The sequence below is a fragment of the Amycolatopsis azurea DSM 43854 genome (assembly GCF_001995215.1).
In the GTDB taxonomy this organism is placed as follows: Bacteria; Actinomycetota; Actinomycetes; order Mycobacteriales; family Pseudonocardiaceae; genus Amycolatopsis; species Amycolatopsis azurea.
In genome coordinates, this window is record NZ_MUXN01000009.1 from 82,686 (window position 1) to 101,627 (window position 18,942).

Here is an 18,942-nt window from a genome sequence, read left to right on the forward strand (position 1 = left end):
CCGCTGACGGTCGCCCGTCAGCTCCAGCCCGGCAACGGGAGGGTGAGCTGACCCGGGTCGTCCGGCGGCGCGGTCTCGTAGCGCGGCGGCGTCGCCGACAGTCCGATCGGGTTGCGGGTCAGCCGCACGGAGGTGCCGTCGGGCCGGGGCAGCTCGACCGTCGGGTTCAGGCCGAGCCGTTCCGCCAGGGCGAACGCTCCCGCGACGTCGTTGACCTCCCCGGCGGGCACCCCGGCCGCGCTCAGGTCCGCCGCCCACTCGGCGGCCGGACGACGACCGAAGTGGTCTTCGAGCAGCGTGCGGAGTTCGGCACGGTGCTCGACCCGCGCCGGATTGGTCGCGAACCGGGGATCGCCCGCGAGCTCCGGCAGGCCGATGACCTCGCACAACGCCGCGAACTGCCGGTCGTTGCCGACGGCGAGCGCGAGTTCGTGGTCGGCGCAGGGGACGAGTTCGTACGGGGCGATGCTGGGGTGCCGGTTGCCCATCCGCGCCGGGACGGTCCCGCCCGAGGTGTACGCGCTGCCCTGGTTGACCAGCGCGGCGAGCAGGCTGGACAGCAGATCGATCTCGACACGCTGTCCCTCACCGGTCCGGTCGCGGTGGCGCAGCGCGGCGAGGACGCCGACGCTCGCGAACAGCCCGGCCAGCACGTCGACGAGCGCGACGCCGACCTTCTGCGGCTCGCCCGCCGGGTCGCCGGTGATGCTCATCAGCCCGCCGACGGCCTGGATGAGCAGGTCGTAGCCGGGCAGCGCGGCGCCGCCGCCGGAGCCGAAGCCCGTGACGGAGCAATAGACGAGACCGGGATTCGCCGCCCGCAAGGCTTCCGGACCGAGACCGAGGCGGTCCATCACACCGGGCCGGAAGTTCTCGACCACGACGTCGGCTTCCAGCGCGAGCGCGCGGGCCTGGTCCAGGTCGGCGGGATCGGCGAGGTCCAGTGCCACGCTCGTCTTGTTCCGGTTCACCGACTGGAAGTACGTCGCCTGGCCCGCCGTGTCGTAGGGCGGACCCCAGCTGCGGGTGTCGTCACCGGTGCCCGGCCGCTCGACCTTGATCACCGTCGCGCCGAGGTCGGCCAGCAGCATGGTGGCGAACGGGCCGGCGAGCACCCGCGAGAAGTCGAGGACGCGCAGCGGGCCGAGTGCGGTTTCGGACATGGGCCCGACCCTAAGCGGCCGTCGGCGGCTTCGAAGTTGTGATCACGCTCACGAAAGGCCGGTTTTCCCAATACTTTCCTCTAGGTACCTACTATCTCCGCGAAGGTAGCTTCGGTCGCGTCAACGAAGAACGCATCGAGGAGCGACCATGATCGTGGTGACCGGAGCGACCGGGAATGTGGGCCGTCGGCTGGTGGAAACCCTTACGGCCGAAGGGGAAGACGTGACGGCGGTGTCGCGCCGGATCTCACCGGCGGACGTGCCGGACGGTGTGCGGACCGTCCAGGCCGACCTCGCCGAGACCGAGGGGCTGAAGGAGGTCTTCGCCGGCGCGGACCGGGTTTTCTTTCTGACTTCGGGAGAGTTCATGGCGGCAGGCGGTGATGTCGCGGAAGTCGTCGCGGCGGCCGGTGAAGCCGCGATCGTGTTGTTGTCCTCCCAGGGCGTCGGAAGCGGGCGGCACGCGCCGGCCTTCGAGGAGGCGGTCAAGGCGTCGAGTCGAGAGTGGACGGTGCTGCGGCCGGGCGGCTTCGCGTCGAACGCCTTCCAGTGGGCACCCGCGATCCGGGCGGATCGTGTCGTCGCCGCGCCGTTCGGCGACGTCGCGCTACCCGTCATCGACCCGGCCGACATCGCTGACGTCGCGGCCGCCGTACTGCGGGGATCCGGCCACCACGGCCGGACCTACGTGCTGACCGGGCCCGAGCCGATCTCGCCCCGGCGGCAGGCGGCGGACCTCGGCGACGCGCTGGGCGAGCCGGTGCGGTTCGCCGAACTGAGCGAAGACGAGGCGCGGACGGCGATGTCGGAGTTCATGCCGCCGGTGGTCGTGGAGGCGACGCTCGCCATCCTCGGCAAGCCGACGGAGGACGAGCAGCGGGTCAGTCCCGACGTCGAGCAGGTGCTCGGACGGCCCGGGCGGACCTTCGCCGAGTGGGCGGCCCGGCACGCTGCCGCCTTCAAGTGACCAGACCTGGTGACGCTGTGACTGCTGTTGCGCGTGGGGCGAACGTGGCGATCGCCGATTCCGTGAAGGACTCCTTGAGGGACCCAGAGTCCCTCAAGGAGTCCTTCACGGACCTGGCCTGCGACAGACCACGGCCCGAATCCAGCAGGCATCTGAGACCCCTGAGCAGAATCGCCACTCACGACCTACGCGAGGCGGATGAGAAAGTTCTCATCGAGTCCTCATCGGCGGCTCACCGGCGCCGGGCAGCCTGGACGGCATGCGAGTCCGAATCATCGTCCTGGCCGGGGTCGCCGCCGTCGTGGTGGCGGCCACCGGCACGTTCGCCGTCATCGCGGCCACCGCCGCCTCGCCGCCCGACCTCGGCCCGGCCGTCGTCGCCCCGGCTGGGCAGGCCGTCGGGCCCGGCGAGGCGGGCGCCCCGCCCGCCGTCGTCCCGCCCCGGCTGGCCGGGCACGACGACGACCCCGATGATGACGATGACCATGACGACGACGGTGACGACCATTTCGACTTCGACCTCGACGACTGAGCGGGGCCGATGAGCGCCCGCGCCCGGATCCTCGCCTGGGTCCTGCTGGTGGTGCTGCTCGCGCTCGCCGGCTCGCTGCTGGCGACCCGCACCGTCCTGCACAACCAGCTCGACCAGCGGCTCGACAACGAGATCGCGCACGAGACCGGAAAACTCCGGGCCTTCCTGGCGTCGCCGGACGCCCGGCCCGCCGGGCAGCCCGCCACCGTCGAGGCGATCCTCGGCCGTCACCTGGAACGGAACCTGCCCGAAAAGTACGAGACGTTCTTCTCGATCATCGACGGTGCCGCGTCGAGGCGGAGCGCCATCGAGCCGCCGGTCCGGCTCGACACCGATCCGAAGTTCGTGGCCGAGCTTTCCCGGGCCACGAGCCCGGCGTACGGCACGGTCACCACCGCCGTCGGCTCAGCGCGGTACGGCGTCGTCCCGGTGACCATCGAGGGTTCGCCGGGCCGCGGCGCGCTGGTGATCGTCGAGTTCGTCGACCACGCCGCGGGCGAGATCAACGACGTCGTCGGCGTGATGGCCGCGATGTCGGGCGCCGCGCTGGTGCTGGCCGGGCTGATCGGCTGGCTGGTCGCCGGCCGCATCCTCGCGCCGGTGCGGGAGGTCCGCCTGGCCGCCGAGCAGATCGGCGAGACCGATCTTTCCCGCCGCATCGAGGTCCGCGGCTCGGACGACGTCGCCGCGCTCGGGCGCACCTTCAACACGATGCTGGACCGGCTCGAAAGCGCCTTCGCCGGGCAACGGGACTTCATCGACGACGCCGGGCACGAGCTGCGCACCCCGATCACGATCGTCCGCGGCCACCTCGAGCTGATGGGGGAGGACCCGGAGGAGAACGCCGCCACCCGGCATCTGGTCCTCGACGAACTCGGGCGGATGCAACGGATCGTGGACGACCTGCTGGTCCTCGCGAAATCCGGCAGCCCCGACTTCCTCGCCCCCGGCGACACCGACCTAGCCGACCTCACCGTCGAGACCCTCGCCAAGTCCCGTCCGCTGGCCGACCGGGTCTGGCGGCTCGACGCCGTCGCCGAGGCGACCGTCCGCGCCGACGGCCAGCGGCTCACGCAAGCCTTGCTGCAACTGGTCTCCAACGCCGTCCGGCACACCGCGCCCGGACAGGAGATCGCCCTCGGCTCGGAGGTCACCGCGACTACGGCGCGGCTCTGGGTTCGGGACACAGGGGAAGGCGTGCCGCCCGATTCGCGGAGCCGGATCTTCGAACGGTTCAAACGCGGCAGCAACTCGAGCGGGGACGACGGTGCCGGGCTCGGTCTGGCGATCGTCGTCGCGATCGCCGAGGCCCACGGCGGCCGTGTCCTGCTCGACACCGTGCCCGGCGAAGGCGCGCGGTTCACCATGGAGATCCCTGTCGCGGGAGGTGCGGGCCGATGACCAGTGTGCTGGTGGTCGAGGACTCCGCCCGGATCGGCGCGTTCGTCGAGAAGGGCCTGCGGGCGCAGGGGTTCGCGACCCGCTGGGTGCGGACGGGTTCCGAGGGAATGACCGAGGCGTTGACCGGCGCGCACGACCTGGTCGTCCTCGACCTCGGGCTCCCGGACCTCGACGGCTCGGATCTGCTGCGCGCCCTGCGCGCGGCGGGCCGGACGGTGCCGGTGATCATCCTGACCGCGCGGGACAGCGTCGTCGACCGGGTCGCCGGGCTGTCCGGCGGCGCCGACGACTATCTGGCCAAGCCCTTCGCGTTCGAGGAGCTGCTGGCCCGGATCCGGTTGCGGCTGCGGGGAAATCCCGACTCCGAGCCCGCGGTGCTCCGCGCCGGGGAGCTCTCGCTCGATCTGCGCACGCGGAAGGTTTCGGTGGCGGGGGAGGAGAAGGACCTCACCGCCCGTGAGTTCGCGCTGCTGGAGACCCTGCTGCGCAACCGCGGGCAGGTGCTGTCCCGTGAGCAGCTGCTCGGCGGTGTCTGGGGTTTCGACTTCGATCCCGGCTCGAACGTGGTGGACGTCTACATCCGTTATCTGCGGGGGAAGATCGGCGCGGAGCGGATCGAAACCGTGCGGGGGATGGGTTACCGGCTCGGTGAGTCCTGATGAGACGGTTCTCATCGGGCTCTAACGGCGGTCTCTTTTTCGAGCGGCACAGTGGTTTCCATGACCACGACACTGCTGCATCTGGCCTTCGACCTCGTCGTCGCCGTCATCCTCGCCTACGGCATCTACGCCCGCCGCCACCACCGCGGTGACCTCGCCTGCGCGTACCTCGCGCTGAACGTCGGCGTCTGCGTTTCGGTCGCCGTGCTGTTGTCCGTGTCGACCGCGAGCGCGCTCGGGCTCGGCCTGTTCGGCGTGCTGTCGATCATCCGCCTGCGGTCCGATTCGATCAGCCAGCAGGAGGTCGCGTACTACTTCGTCGCGCTGGTGCTGGGGCTGGTGAACGGGCTGCCGTCCGCGGACTGGCGGATCGTCGCCGCGTTCAATGTGCTGCTGCTCGGCGTCATGTACGTCGCCGACCACCCTTCGCGCACGCGCGGCCCGCAGCGGCGGACGGTCGTGCTCGACACCGTGTACCCCGACGAGCAGACGATGCTGATGGAACTGCGGGCGAGGCTCGGCGGAACGATCGTGCGGCACAGTGTGTCCGAAGTGGACTATGTCCGCGAGGTCACCGTTGTCGACGTCCGGTTCCGGCCGGACGCCGCCCCGGTCGTCCACGGTGCTCCGGCGGGTCACCGGTGAGCGGGCGCGGAACGGCCACCGTCGCGGCGGTGGCCAAGGGACTTCCGTCGCTCTCGCTGGCCGAAGTCGTCGCCACGAGCGGGCTGATGAGCCGGACGGATCGCAAGTACGTCCTGTCGCTCAACGACTTCCTGGCCGTCGCCGAGGCGCTGTCGGCGCGGTGCCTGGAGATCGACGGTCAGCGAGTGTTCGGCTACTCGTCGACCTATTTCGACACGCCGGATCTGGCGATCTTCCGGGCGCACCGGCAGGACCGGCGGCGCCGGTTCAAGATCCGCACGCGCACCTACACCGACTCGGCCGACACCTACTGCGAACTCAAGGTCAGCGGACGGCGCGACGAGACGGTCAAGGTCCGCCGCCCGCATCCGGCCGAGGCGGCGCACGGCCTGACAGCGCCCGCGCTGACGTTCCTCGACGACGCCCTCACCGCCGCCTACGGCCGCCCCGCGCCCCGGCCGCTGGCTCCCGCGCTGGTCACCGACTACCGGCGGACCACTCTCATCACACGCGACGCTCGGATCACCTGCGACACGTCGCTGGTCTGGCGTTCCGGTTCGCGGAACCTCGCCGCCGGGGGTGACTTGGTACTGCTGGAAGTGAAGTCGGCCTCCGAGCGCAACAGTGTCACCGAGGCGCTGGCGAAACTGCGGATCCGGGAGCAGTCGGTGAGCAAGTACTGCGCGGGCCTGGTGGCGCTGGGGCTGGCGACCGGCGGGAACCGGTGGCGACCGGCGCTGCGGCGGCTCGGGGTGGCGCAGCCGACTGTCCAAAGAGGACCGACGAACGGCTAGGGGTGCTGCGGAGGTCGGTCGTCCAACTCTTCGGCGAGGATCGTGTCGACCTGGAGGCCGGCTCGCCGCAGTGCCCGGATGCTCGCCCTCAGTGACAACGCGGCGCCGAGAGCGGCCGCGAGACCGAGCCCGATGGCGATCGAACTCGCCACGAGCGCCTCCCTGCCGACGGGCGTGATGTCCAGGCCCGTCCCCGATGGTCAGCGTGTCCCGGGCGGCGAGCCGCCCGGTGTTGGTCTCTGCAACCTAGACGAGTCGGCTTTGCCCTGTGCGGGAAACCAACTGTTTGGCCTAGACCGCGTCCCGCGAGTCGTGCGACCTAGGGATCGTGGCAGGTGAGCGCTGTGATAACTTGGAGCGAACTGGGACTTCTGTGCGTTCGCAAACCCGCTGTTCGGGCTGGGACGGCTCCCGCGGAGGTGTCAGGACACCCTTGGGGCCGGTAGCTCAGTTGGTTAGAGCAGGGGACTCATAATCCCTTGGCCGTCGGTTCGAGCCCGACCCGGCCCACCACGTCAATATCGTTGCCGACCGGCAGGGATATTGACCCTTTCGGCGGCAATTTCGCCTTGGCGTTAATCGTGACTGGGCTCCGTTATGTCTCCGTTTGCTCCGGTGTGCTCTGCGGGGCCGGTTGGTGGCGTAGCAGCTTTTGCTTCCTAGCCATAACTGCTGCCGTGGGGACTTCGGCAGGTCCGGAGTTCTTTGCTTCCACGGCTGGACAAGCTGGTGTGGTCGCAGGTCGGCTGGTTCGCCGATTGCGCAGCGCTCCGGCAACGGCTCGCTGTGCCAGGAAGAGCATGAGCCCGGCTGCTGTGATGCTCGCTCCCAGCTAGATTCTGTCGGCGTGTTCCAGGAGTGCGGAACCGGCCAGCGGGGCGAAGACGGCGCCGAGGCTCCTCGACCGCGCCGGAGGTGGTTTTCCGTTGATGGAGAACGGTTTTAGGCTGTCGTCGAGGTGGTCGTCGGACACGCGATCATCCTCTTCGCTTGTCGCCGACACGCTCTCGGCCTGTTCGCAACTGCAGTCCTGGTAGCCTCTGTTTCTTTGGATGGGGGAGATGAGCGCAAGATGTCAAACGTGGAGTGCCTCGGCTATCTGAGACCCGGTCGAATCGCAGTGTTTGTCGCCGCGTCGGCAATGCTGTGGCTGGTTGGGTGTTCGTCGGACAAGTCTGTTTCGGCGCCGGAAGGCGAGGTCGCCGAGGGTGTGGGCCCGTCGTCCGCTGACCCGGCTACGAAGACGTCCGCTCCGGACGCTTCGTGTGCACTTCTCACACCGGCTGAGCTATCGATGCTTGCCGGAGAGGTGTCCGAGCCGAAGACTTTGGCTGTCGGCGGATTGCCCGCGTGTCACTGGGAGATTCCTGCCGGGGGTCGCGTCCAGGTGATCGGTACGTCAGCAGAAACATGGGCAACGCAATTGCCCGCAGCAATAGAGCAGGTGAAGAGGTCAGGACTGCTCGACGATCCGGAGACGACTCGCAAACTGGAAGCGGCTCGCGACCTGATCGCCTCAGGCAAGGGAATCGCGCCGGATCGTGCCTGTGAGCTGTTCTCTACGTTGCTGGAGGTCCAAGGGCTACCGGCCGGCAGTTCCCGCACCGTGAATCTGATTCCCACTCGGGAGAACCCCAAAGCCATCAACGGACAAACCTGCGGTGGAGGGAGATTTACGTCCGTCCAGGTCGTCGCTCCGAACCTGAGCGGCTCCGACGATGAGGTCTCAAGACTGTCGAGTGTGCTGACCAAGGCACACGAACGCAACCGCGGCTGAAAACCATCCAGTCGCGGTTGCGTGCAACATGGCGGAGCGTTTCCACTTTATCGAGAATTCCGACGTCGAAATCCTCTACCTGCGGTGCCGGGATTCCATGCATATTGGTGGCGATGCTGGTCGATGTGGTGTTCTCGGGACTTTCGGCGCTGTCGGTCGAGGGCGTCGAGGAAGTGGGCGATGCTGTGGCGTGCCCGGTCTGCGGGACGCTGCTCGGTCGGGAAGTGCCTGCGGGCGCGGATCGCCCGCCGGTAGCGGGCGTTGAGTGACTCGATCGCGTTCGTGGAGCAGATCATCGTTCGGATCTCAACGTCGTAGGCGAGGAACGGCGTGAACTCATCCCAAGCATTGCGCCATAAACGAATTACCGCTCCATGCTTCGCGCCCCATTTCTCTTCGAATTCGTCCAGGCGGCCACCGCGGCGTCCGGACTGGATGCGGTGTAGATGGGTTTGATATCGCGTTTCACCGCATCCGGTCCCGACGTGACACGAGCCGGAAGGTGTTGCGGATCAGGTGGGCAATGCAGGTCTGAACAATGGTCTGCGGCCAGACGTTCGCCACGACGTCGGGCAGGCCTTTGAGTCCGTCGCAGACGAGGAAGAACACTTCTCGCACGCCGCGGTTCTTCAGGTCGATCAGCACGCTCATCCAGAACTTCGCACCCTCGCCGCCGACGCCCATCCACAGGCCCAGGACGTCCTTATGAACGTCTACGGTGACGCCGATGGCGGCGTAGACGGGCCGGTTGGCGACCTGCCCGTCGCGGACCTTGACGTGGATCATGTCGATGAACACAGCGACGTACACCGGATCCAGCGGGCGGCTGGCCCAGTCGTTCATTTCGGCGACGACCTTGTCAGTGATCCGCGAAATCGTTTCCTTGCTGACCGAGGATCCGTAGATCTCGGCGAAATGCGCCGAGATCTCGCCGGTCGTCATTCCCCTCGCATACAACGACAACACGATCTCATCCACCTCGGTGAGCCAACGCTGCCGCTTCTTCACGATCTGCGGCTCGAACGTGCTCTCCCGATCCCGAGGAACGTCGATGCCGACCTCGCTCGCCGCATCCGACACCACCGTTTTCGGCCGAGTGCCGTTCCGGACATTCGTCGAGTCACGGTCCGGCTCAGCCTGGTGCTTCTCATGCCCGAGGTGCTCGGTCATCTCCTCGTTCAGCGCGGTTTCCAGCACGTTCTTGGTGAACAGCTTCAGCAAGGCCATCCGGGCTGGTCAGTGCCAACCCTCGCGCCTTCGCTTCGGCCACCATCGCCGCCGCGGCAGCCTGCTCCGGCGACAGCTTCCGCGCCGGCTTGGACTCACGCTTACGTGGACTCACAAGCTCCGATGTCATCACTCACAGCGCCCATCTCACCGGACCTCAGCCCGGCGTGTCGGGCCGGAAACGCCGATCTTGGAACAGTCCCGGACAGCGCACGCTCATGCCGTTGGTCGGTCGTGGGGACGACTAGGCACAGGCTCATCAGACGGCTCGGTCGGGCAGGGCAACTCCTCGATCACGCCTCTGTCCCGGCAGGCCGAGGCGCGATTGCGTCGATGGCGTTCGCTGCTGTGTTGGAGAGGACTGTCGGATTGTGGCGCTCAGGCTTGAGTGGTCTGACTTGAATTTGCTGTCAGCGGCGGTGAGGTGCTATGGGATGGTCGAGTGTTCCGCGGTGGGAGATGAAATGGTCGTCACCGGAATTCTCGGGTCGGTCGCGGGTCGGCAGTACGCGGAACCGGGGAATGATGAGAAGCGCGAAGAGACCCAGGCCGATTATCTCGACGAGGAATTTGGTTTCGTTGGGTACGAACTGCAGGTTGAGTGCAAGGTAGAGGAAGACCAGTATGCCGGTCAGGAGCTGGCGTGCGTTGGTGCGCTGGTTGTCGAGTGTGATGGCGACCAGCGCGATGACGAGTGGGGCGAGCATGACGAACACGCGCTGGGTGTCGGTGGCGACCATGCGGCCGGCGAGGCAGCACAGGATGAGCCAGCCGCCGGCGATGAGTAGTTCGTTGCGGGGGCCGTGTTTGCGGTACTGGTGGTAGAGGCCGTAGGCGAAGAGAATCCAGAAGAAGTGGAAGGTGTCGAACAGTGCGGCGTGTTCCCCGCGTTTGTTCGATGACAGTGCGAAGTAGATATTGGAGAGCAGGCCCTTGTTGGCCTGTCCGGATCCGAAGCCGTAGGTGCCGCCGATCAGTGACTGCGCCCAGAGGCGGAACGCGATGTAGGCCACGGCCGCGATGAGCACGGCCACGATTCCGGCGAGGACCTGTCGGTCGCGGAGTGATCGTGTGCGGGTCCAGGTCAGCAGGGGGTAGAGCGGCGCGAGGAGGAGGGTGGTCTCCTTGTTGATGGCGCCGAGGATGACGACGACGGTGAACCAGACCAGCTTGCGTCGGAGCAGCAGCCACAGTGCGACCAGGTAGAGCAGGTTGTTGAGCGGGTCGACCAGGTACGGGTTGCTGAAGGCGTAAGGGCCGTACCAGAAGGTGCAGCCGAGCGCGATCGCGGCGAGTGCCGAAGTGAACGTCTGCAGCTTGAGCTGCCTTCGACAGAACTCGAAGAACACCACGGTGCAGGCAAGTGTGATCACGAAGGTGAACCCGACCCACACGGTGTCGAGCGCCAGTCCGGAGATCTTGCCGCCCATGTGAACCAGCCAAGGGCTGAGCATCCGCAGCGCGAAGGGGTTGTCGACCTGGGCGCCGGTGTGCTCGGACATCGCGTAGTAGTTCAGTGCGTCGCCCCACGCCTTCTCGTGCGCCCGCAGTTCCAGAGGGGCGTAGGAGATGAAGTTGATCAACGACACTGTCGTCAAGATGAGATACACCACTACCCGTTGCCCGGTCGTTGTGAGACGGGTGTCCGAATAGTGCGAATCGGTTGCGATCACCCGTCTGAGGATAGACAGACGTCCACGTATGGGTGATGCGGGTGAATCGAGGCAAGTTTTGGTGAGTGATTTGCTCCCGCTTTGGCGAAGATGTCCCTTTTTGCGCAACGGAAAGGTAACGGTAGGCATTCACCACGTTGAGCGAGGTAACAACCGCGTGAGGTGACGACGATCAAGCTTGCGGACGAAAGCCCGGGGGCTTTCGACCAGCCCACCACGCCACCGACACCCCTCTCGGGGGCTCGTTGTCGTGTCCGTTTATCGCGGATGGGGTCCGCCTGACCGCGGGTCCGGTGCGGATCGGGATTGGTACGGCTTCACAAGAGCCGTGCATGACGAGGGGAACCATCGGTGCTCTGGATGTCGCGCGCCGCGCGGAGATCGAACGCCATCAGAACAATGACTTTCATGCTGGTCGCCGTGGTCGGCATCAGCGCTGTCGAGGCGGTGTCCGCCCCGCCTCGCGCGGCCGCAGCACCCGCTCCGATCAGTCCTCGGGATGTTCCGGTGCTGTCGCCGCCACCACCCGCGGCTGTGGCGCCGACTGCCCCGAAAGCAGGTGACTTCGCTGCTCAGGCCCGGTTGGACGGGGGAGCGGGGAGCCATTTCGACCCGGTGAGGTCCAAGCCGGTGTCGCGGTCGATGTTTACCACCGAGTACGTCAACCCGGATGGCACGCGTTCGGTGCGCGAGTCGACGCAGCCGCTGAACGTGCAGGACAAGGCCGGTCAATGGCAGCCGGTGGACACCACGCCGGACACAGATGCGGTGACCAAGCGCGCCGATGTCGACAACCATCCGCTGAGCCCTTCCCTCGCCGGGAAGGCCAACGATCCTTCCGTGCTGCAGATCGAGTCTGCCGGTCACAGCGCCAGTCTCGCGCTCGACCAGGCCGCCCCCGCAGCCGCGGTGGTGAAGGGCGACTCGGTGACCTATCCCGAGGTCGCTGCCGGCATTGATCTGGATTACGAGGTCACGCCGGGAGCGGTCAAGGAGACCATCAAGCTGAAGCGGCCGCCGGCCGACGGTCGTTCGTCGTGGCGTTTCAAGCTCACCACGGGTGACCTGACGCCCAAGCTGGACGCGCAGTCCGGGTCGGTGTCGCTGCTGGACAAGGCCGGGGCGGCGAAGTTCGTGATGCCGCCGATCGAGACCTGGGACTCCGCCGGACACGGGGAGACCGCACCGGCGATGACCGGCGGCACCTACACACTCGAGCAGACCGGCGCCGAGTGGTGGCTCACCGTCGCTGTCGACGCGAACTGGCTGAAAGACCCGAAGCGGGTCTACCCGGTCTCGATCGACCCCACCTTCACCTACGGCGTGCAGTACTCGTTCGCCTTCCGTTCCGATGGCTCCAAGTGCAACGACTGCGGTCTGCGGATCGGTAACAGCCAGGCCAACGGCGACACCTACAACCGGTCGGTCGCGCACCTGGACTACTCGCCGCTGTGGGGCAAGACCGTCGTCGGCGCCACCCTGGACCTCACTCGCAACACCAGCGTCGTCGGGTCGGTCAAGACCTGGAACGCGAACCTGTATCACGCGTCGGACAACAACTTCAACGGCGTGGGCCCCTACCTGGCGTCCGCGCTCGTCGGTGACGTCGGCTCTTTCTCCAGCACGGCGTTCACGAATTTCTTGCGGGACCGGGTCAACGCGCGCGACATCAACGTGTCGTTCATGCTTCTGGGCGCCGAGAACCCCGGAACCTGGACCTACAAGAACCTCAACGCCACCCTCACCGTCGACACCGGCTCCGCACCGCCCGCCGCGGTTCTCGCCGGGCCTGCTGACGGAACCGTCTCCACGTCGCTGACCCCGACCCTCGCCGTCAACCCGGTCACCGACCCTGACGGTGATCCGGTCAAGTACTGCTTCCGGGTCGCGACCGGTGCTGACGCCAAGTCCGGTGTCGTGGTCGAATCCGGTTGCCTGAGCACTCCTACCTGGACGGTCCCCGCCGGGATTTTGCAGGACGGTGTCGCCTACACCTGGCAGGCCCTGACCTACAGCGGCTCCACCACCACGACACCCACGTGGATCGGTCACCTCAAGGTCGATCAGCGCATCGGTGACCACGGGCCATCACCTGTGGACGCTGCCGGACCGGTCAACGTCAACCTCGCCAACGGCAACGTCACCACGTCGCAGGCATCGCCGACGTTCACCACCGTGGCCGGTACGGCCGGGGTGACGATGACCTACAACTCGCAGCAGAACGAGAACAAGGGCCTCAAGGCGTCCTATTTCGCCGACCTGTCCCACAACGGGCTCATCAATGACGCGCAACAGCCCGCGCTGGTCCGTACCGAGCCGCAGGTGAACGTCGACTGGGGAACGGACTCGCCGTTCGCGCCCGCGCTGGCCGCCGACTGGTTCGTCACCCGCTGGGAAGGCTTCTTCCAAGCCCCGGTCGCCGGTACTTACCAGTTCGCCGGTGTGCACGATGACGGCGCCGTGGTCTGGATCAACGGGGCGAAGGTCTACGACGTCGGTGTTCCCAGCGACGTGAACTGGACCCAATCCACCAACGTCACGCTGACCGCGGGGCAGCGGGTGCCGATCAAGGTGGAGAACGCCGAGGCCACCGGCGCGGCGAAGATGCGCCTGTTCGTACGGACTGCTGACAACACCACAGTGGCTCCGCAGATCGTCCCGGCGGATTGGCTCTACACCAACGACCTGCCCACCTTGCCGCAGGGCTGGACGCTGTCGGCCGACCTTGACGGTGACGGCTCGAGCTATACCGAGGCGAAGGTCGCCGATCAGACGATCGTGCTCACCGACGCCTCCGGCGCCAAGCACACCTGGACCAAGAAGAGCACCGGCGGATACACCCCGCCTGAGGGAGAGGACGGCACCCTCGCGCTCGACACGGCGGGGAAGATCACGCTGACCGACGGTGGAGACGTGTTCGTCTTCCGCGCGGACGGCAAGCTGGAAAGCCAGACCAGCGTCACCGACAGCCGCAAACCCGCCACACTGCAGTACATCTACGACGGGGCGCCCTCGCGGCTGCGGGAGATCAAAGACCCGGTGTCGCAGCGCTCGCAGATCCTGCGCTACAACCGTGCCGGCGACGACTGCTACGGCGCCGCCACCCCGCCCCCGGGCGCCGATGCCGCCGCACCGGCCCAGATGCTGTGCCGCATCAGCTACTGGGACGGCACCGAAACTCGCCTCTGGTACACCGCAGGCAGGCTGTCCCGAATCGAAGACCCCGGATCCGAGATCACCGACTACGGGTACAACAGTGCCAGCCTGCTGACCTCAGTGCGGTCGCCACTGGTCAACGACTGGATCGCGGCCGACCCCGCCGCCCGCGCCGGAGCCACCGACGTCCGGTCCGAGATCGCCTACGACACCGCGTCGGGCAAACCCAAGGCCACCAGCGTCCTTGCTCCTGCGCCCTTGCCAGGCCAGGCACGACCGCAGCGCGGCTTCGTCTACGACCCTGCCGCCAAGACCACCAAGGTCACCGTCGCGGGCCTGAATCCCGCGAGCGGCTTCTTCTCAAAGGTCACCTACGACGACGCCGACCGTCTCCTGTCGACCGCCGACGCGACAGGGAAGGTCACCAGCCAGACCTGGAACCAGAAGGACCTCCAGCTCAGCAAGACCGACGCGGCTCAGCGCGTATCGACCACCGTATACGACCACGCGGACCGGCCGGTCGATACCTACGGGCCCGCGCCAGCGTCGTGTTTCACCGGCCAGGTCCCGAGCGCGGCCTGTGCGAACACCGTCCCGCACAGCCGCACCGGCTACGACGAAAACCTCCCTGGACTCGCCGTCAACTGGTACGACAATGACAAGCTCTCCGGCGCCCCCAAGGCCTACACCACCGGTCTCGGAGTCGCGGACGGCTCGCTCGTCAAGAACTGGAACAGCGACGCCCCCACCGCCGGGATTCCGACGGATCACTTCTCGCTGCGCGCCACCGGGGAGATCGTGTTCCCGGCCGCTGGGAACTACACACTCCGTGTCTTGGCTGACGACGGTGTCCGCGTATGGGTCGACGACCAACTCGTCATCGACGACTGGCGTAACACCACCCCAGCCTGGCGTCAGGGCGTCGTGCAGAGCGGTGCGGCCGGCCAGATCAAGCGGATCCGGATCGACTACTACGAATTCGACCTGACCGCACAGCTGGAGCTGCACTGGACCACCCCGTCCGGTACCCAGCAGGCGGTGCCTGGCACCCAGCTGCGCCCCCGATACGGGCTAGCCACCTCCACCACCACCTCGGAATCCGACGGTGTGCCGGACAAGGTCGCCACCACCCGGCACAACGAGAACGGAGTTGACGCCGCTTACGGACTCGCCACCAGCAGCACGACCGGTAGCGGTGCCACCCAGCTGAAAACCAGCACGGCTTATGAGACACCCGGTACTGGGTATCTGCGCTCCACTTCTAAGACCATGCCCACCAACGCCGTCAGCACGCTGACCTACTACGGCGATACCGAAACCCGTGCAAATCCCTGTTACAGCGGCAGCCCCGCAACAAATCAGGGTGGACTGATGAAGTCCACGACTGGGCCCAATCCCGCCACCGGAGCACCCCGGACCGAAGAGCAGGTCTATGACGCGTCCGGTCGAGTGGTGGCGAGAGCCACGTCGGGCGCGTGGACCTGCACGACCTATGACAGCCGCGATCGCGCTGTCACGACGAAGATCCCCGCGAACGCTGCAGAAGGCGAGCGGACGGTCACAACCAATTATGCGGTTGGCGGTGACCCGCTCACCACCTCGGTGTCCGACGTCCACGGCACGATCACCACTCGAACAGATTTGCTTGGCCGCAAGGTTTCCTATACAGACGGGCATGGGACACGCACCGACTCCACCTACGACCTCGCCGGCCGCAGCGTCGAGGAGAAGGTGATTCCGCCGAACTCGGCCGACCAGCCACAGCTGACCACCACCACCTATGACGATGCCGGTCGAATCCTTACCACCAAACTCGGCACCACAGTTTTGGCGACTTCGACCTACGACGACGCTGGCGAACCCGGATCCGTCACCTACGCCAACGGCGCGTCCCTCACCAAGATGGACAAGAACAGCGCCGGTCAGGTCACCGCGCTGACCTGGAAGACCAGCGACAACAAGACCGTGGTCTCGCAGGTGACGCGGACCCGTGGTGGAACTATCATCGACGAGTCACTCGGCGGTGTCGACGCGCGCCCTGACGGTCCTAACTACCTTTACGACAGCGTTGGCCGTATGACCGAGGCCTATGTCAGGGGGCACCACTACACCTATGACTTCACCTCTGTCGCGGGCGCGAACTGTCCGATCGGTACGCAAGCCAACGCAGGGCTCAACACCAACCGGGTGCGGCTGCTCGATCAGACTACGGCAGGCATCGCGGAGACCGGTTACTGTTACGACGCCGTCGACCGGCTATTGGCAACTACCGGTGCATCGGCGAACACCGCGTTCGTCTATGACACTCATGGCAACACCACGCAGTTCACCAGCGGTGCTTCCACTACCTACTTGGGTTGGGACTCCGCCGACCGTAACCTGACCGCACGCATCACCGGCCCCGATGCCGCGGACCTGTCTTACGTTCGCGACTCCACCGGCAGGATCACCACCCGGTCGGCCACCCAGGGGGACACCACTGCGCAAGTTCTGTACTCGTACACGGCGGACGGCGACGAAAGCGACCTAACCCTCGGACCTGACAAACGCGTCATCACCCGCACCATCGCCCTCACCGGCGGAGTCCTGTACAGCCTCCCCGCGGATACAGCTGTCGCACCGACTTGGGACATCCCCAATGTTCGCGGCGACATTGTCCTCACCACGGACAACGCCGGTAAGCAGGTCGGTGACCTGCGGGCCTACACTCCCTACGGCGAGCCGCTGAACCCGGCAGGGGTTGTCGACAACGACTACGTCCCTGACAACCAGCCCGGCAATATGGACAACGGCTGGCTCGGACAGCACCAACGGCTCTTCGAACACGCCGGCGGGCTCGCCTTGGTCCAGATGGGCGCCCGCCCCTACAGCCCAGTCCTGGGCCGGTTCCTCTCGGTCGATCCTGTCGAAGGCGGATCTGCCAACGACTACGACTACGTCGTCGCCGACCCGATCAACAAGACAGACCTCAACGGCCAGTGGTGGTCCTGGGTCAGCAAAGCAGCCAGCTCGGTCAGCAGTTTCGTCAACCGGCACGCCTCGACGATCATCTCCATCGGGGTTGGAATCGGTGCCGGCATCGCCGCAGGCGCGATCTGTGCGGGAACAGCCGGGTTCGGATGTGTTCTTATCGCAGGCGCGATCATCGGCGCAGCCGGCAACGGAGCTGCTCAAACTGCGCTTGCGACGGCACGTCATCAGCCAGTGACACCACGTAAGATCGTCGGTTGGATGGCGTCAGGTGCTGCCGGCGGTGCACGTGCCGGTGTTCTGGGCAGACTGGGCTATTCTGGCCTCGGGGTCGCGGGCCGGTTCTTGCGGCACGGCTTCCGGGTCAGCAAATGGAGGCATCACGCCAGAGTGAGCAGGGCCCTCCTCAGAACTCGGGCAAATTGGAGGTTCTTCAGGTGAGTGGTCCCCTGAAGCGAGTCGCAGACGTTGTGACCGTGCTTGCGATCATCTGGGGCGCATGCTTCCTGATGACCTTGCCATTCGGTATCAGCGACCTTGGGTTCTCCCTCATCTTTGCGACTGTCTTGGCTGTGATACTGGTTCTCGTCGGGGGAATAGGCAGACTGATAAAGCGAGGCCTTGAAGCGAGGAAGCGAAACAAGTCAGGAAACTGACCTTCGTCGCTTGACTACAGGCTGGATGGCCTGCCGGGACAAGAATCCTCGGTGGGCCATCCGGCGCGTTCGTGCCGTCGCTGACTGGGGATCCGAAGCCTGTTCGTCAAAAGGGAAAATAACGACTTTTCAGGTTTAGCGCAGCGGTGGCGATAAACGATCCGGGTCTCCTCCGTTGTGCCGGGTCGGGTTCCCAGGTCGGCGATGACATAGTTCTCCCTCGATTCGCTGCAGATGAAGATATTGATATCGGCGCTTTCGTGTGTCAGGAATGACTTGGTTCGACGGTCCCGAGATGAAGTAATAGATGCACTGGCTTAGCGGCCGGAAAGGGAGATTCGATGACGGTTCACTTACTGCGCTCCGTGGCAGTCGCAAGTTCAGTAGTGGTTTTGCTTGCCGGACTGCTGCCAGTGGAGAACTCGCGCGCGTCGGCGGCAACCGCCACGACGCCGATACTGGCGACGACCGTTCCTGGGCACCCGGAAACGGACTACATGGGCTCCTCTGTTCCGAGGTTCGAACGTGTCGGCAAAGCCGGACGATCGGCTGCATCGATGAACGCTGTCGCGCCGGATGGTCTTCCAGGACTCGATGTCAGTCACTACCAAAACACTGTGAACTGGCCTGCGGTGGCGGCGAAGGGCGCCAAGTTCGCGTACATGAAGGCGACGGAGAGCACTACCTATCGTGATCCGACGTTCGCGGCGAACTATGCGGGTTCGGCGAACGCGGGCCTGAAACGGGGCGCTTATCACTTCGGGTTGCCGGACAAGGCTTCGGGTGGGGACCAGGCCAGGTTCTTTCTCGCGAACGGCGGGGGATGGGTCGGCGACGGAAAGACTTTGCCGCCGGTGCTGGATATCGAGTACAACCCTTACTCGACCGCGGACTGGGCGGGTTGGTGCTACAACCGGACGCCGGAGCAGGTCACGGCCTGGCTCACGGATTTCGTCACCACGGTGCACGACGCCGTCGGTCGCTGGCCGGTGATCTACACGACCCGCGGCTGGTGGAACCACTGCACCGGCAGTAACACGACCATCCCGGCCAATTCGCCGTTGTGGATCTCACCGGTAGCCTCCGACGCCGGCGGGCCACCCGGAATGCCCGCGGGCTGGACCGCGTACACCTTCTACCAATGGGCTAAATCGGGCACTTTCCCCGGTGACCAGGATGTCTTCGCCGGTACAATCGCACAGCTCGCCGCTTTCGCTGCTGGATCTTAAGCTCTTCCAGATTTGGCTATGCGGAGGTCATTTGAAGCTTTCGCTTAGAGCGTGTCTTACGTGGTGATCGGTGGCTGATGCGTCATGATCTTG

The 18,942-nt window shown here is 66.1% G+C and carries 14 protein-coding genes, 1 tRNA gene and 1 pseudogene; 11 read left to right on the forward strand and 5 right to left on the reverse strand.

Annotation, left to right across the window (positions count from 1 at the left end; translation table 11 throughout):
* Positions 1 to 17: 17 nt before the first annotated feature.
* Complete coding sequence (locus B0293_RS14030; protein WP_005165726.1) at positions 18 to 1,163, reverse strand: CaiB/BaiF CoA transferase family protein; 1,146 nt, start codon at positions 1,161 to 1,163, stop codon at positions 18 to 20.
* 148 nt (positions 1,164 to 1,311) lie between these two features.
* Here B0293_RS14030 and B0293_RS14035 point away from each other — a divergent pair, with 148 nt between their 5' ends.
* From B0293_RS14035 to B0293_RS14060, 6 genes are all read left to right on the forward strand, one after another.
* A complete protein-coding gene (locus tag B0293_RS14035) occupies positions 1,312 to 2,130 on the forward strand; it encodes an SDR family oxidoreductase (protein ID WP_005165725.1) in 819 nt (272 codons plus the stop codon).
* 259 nt (positions 2,131 to 2,389) lie between these two features.
* On the forward strand, positions 2,390 to 2,662 hold the full coding sequence (locus tag B0293_RS14040; protein ID WP_077241310.1) for a hypothetical protein: 273 nt from the start codon (positions 2,390 to 2,392) through the stop codon (positions 2,660 to 2,662).
* Positions 2,663 to 2,671: 9 nt separating this feature from the next.
* The gene (locus B0293_RS14045; protein ID WP_005166226.1) at positions 2,672 to 4,063 is read left to right on the forward strand and encodes a sensor histidine kinase; all 1,392 of its coding nucleotides are present in this window, start codon (positions 2,672 to 2,674) and stop codon (positions 4,061 to 4,063) included.
* On the forward strand, positions 4,060 to 4,722 hold the full coding sequence (locus B0293_RS14050) for a response regulator transcription factor (protein WP_005166227.1): 663 nt from the start codon (positions 4,060 to 4,062) through the stop codon (positions 4,720 to 4,722). Before B0293_RS14045 ends, B0293_RS14050 begins: the two co-directional genes overlap by 4 nt.
* Positions 4,723 to 4,782: 60 nt before the next feature.
* Entirely contained in the window at positions 4,783 to 5,367 is a 585-nt protein-coding gene (locus B0293_RS14055; RefSeq protein ID WP_039919561.1) for a DUF4956 domain-containing protein, read from the forward strand.
* Positions 5,364 to 6,161 (forward strand): polyphosphate polymerase domain-containing protein, encoded by a 798-nt coding sequence (locus tag B0293_RS14060; protein ID WP_005166229.1) that lies wholly within the window; start codon positions 5,364 to 5,366, stop codon positions 6,159 to 6,161. The genes B0293_RS14055 and B0293_RS14060 overlap by 4 nt, the downstream gene beginning before the upstream one ends.
* On the opposite strand, the gene B0293_RS43695 is transcribed toward B0293_RS14060, so the two are convergent.
* A complete protein-coding gene (locus B0293_RS43695; protein WP_005166231.1) occupies positions 6,158 to 6,313 on the reverse strand; it encodes a hypothetical protein in 156 nt (51 codons plus the stop codon). The two genes, B0293_RS14060 and B0293_RS43695, sit on opposite strands and share 4 nt — an antisense overlap.
* Before the next feature lie 284 nt (positions 6,314 to 6,597).
* Between B0293_RS43695 and B0293_RS14065 the strand changes: the two genes are divergently transcribed.
* Positions 6,598 to 6,674: transfer RNA gene (locus tag B0293_RS14065), tRNA-Ile, on the forward strand.
* A 319-nt stretch (positions 6,675 to 6,993) separates the two neighbouring features.
* Here the strand turns inward: B0293_RS14065 and B0293_RS43525 are convergent.
* A complete protein-coding gene (locus B0293_RS43525; RefSeq protein WP_005166233.1) occupies positions 6,994 to 7,134 on the reverse strand; it encodes a hypothetical protein in 141 nt (46 codons plus the stop codon).
* A gap of 99 nt (positions 7,135 to 7,233) precedes the next feature.
* Between B0293_RS43525 and B0293_RS44250 the strand changes: the two genes are divergently transcribed.
* A complete protein-coding gene (locus B0293_RS44250; RefSeq protein ID WP_245192122.1) occupies positions 7,234 to 7,938 on the forward strand; it encodes a hypothetical protein in 705 nt (234 codons plus the stop codon).
* Positions 7,939 to 8,051: 113 nt separating this feature from the next.
* Positions 8,052 to 8,207: a hypothetical protein gene (locus B0293_RS43700; protein WP_167334574.1), complete on the forward strand. Its 156-nt coding sequence runs from the start codon at positions 8,052 to 8,054 to the stop codon at positions 8,205 to 8,207.
* Here B0293_RS43700 and B0293_RS14075 read toward each other — a convergent pair.
* Positions 8,148 to 9,280, reverse strand: a pseudogene (locus tag B0293_RS14075) (IS256 family transposase); the annotation flags it as partial. The gene B0293_RS43700 and the pseudogene B0293_RS14075 overlap by 60 nt on opposite strands.
* 295 nt (positions 9,281 to 9,575) lie before the next feature.
* A complete protein-coding gene (locus B0293_RS14080; protein WP_209437355.1) occupies positions 9,576 to 10,967 on the reverse strand; it encodes a hypothetical protein in 1,392 nt (463 codons plus the stop codon).
* 279 nt (positions 10,968 to 11,246) lie between these two features.
* On the opposite strand from B0293_RS14080, the gene B0293_RS14085 reads away from it, so the two are divergent.
* Together B0293_RS14085 and B0293_RS14090 are read left to right on the forward strand one after the other, a co-directional pair.
* Complete coding sequence (locus tag B0293_RS14085) at positions 11,247 to 17,405, forward strand: PA14 domain-containing protein (protein ID WP_077241311.1); 6,159 nt, start codon at positions 11,247 to 11,249, stop codon at positions 17,403 to 17,405.
* A gap of 556 nt (positions 17,406 to 17,961) precedes the next feature.
* Complete coding sequence (locus B0293_RS14090) at positions 17,962 to 18,849, forward strand: GH25 family lysozyme (protein ID WP_085939754.1); 888 nt, start codon at positions 17,962 to 17,964, stop codon at positions 18,847 to 18,849.
* Positions 18,850 to 18,942: the final 93 nt, after the last annotated feature.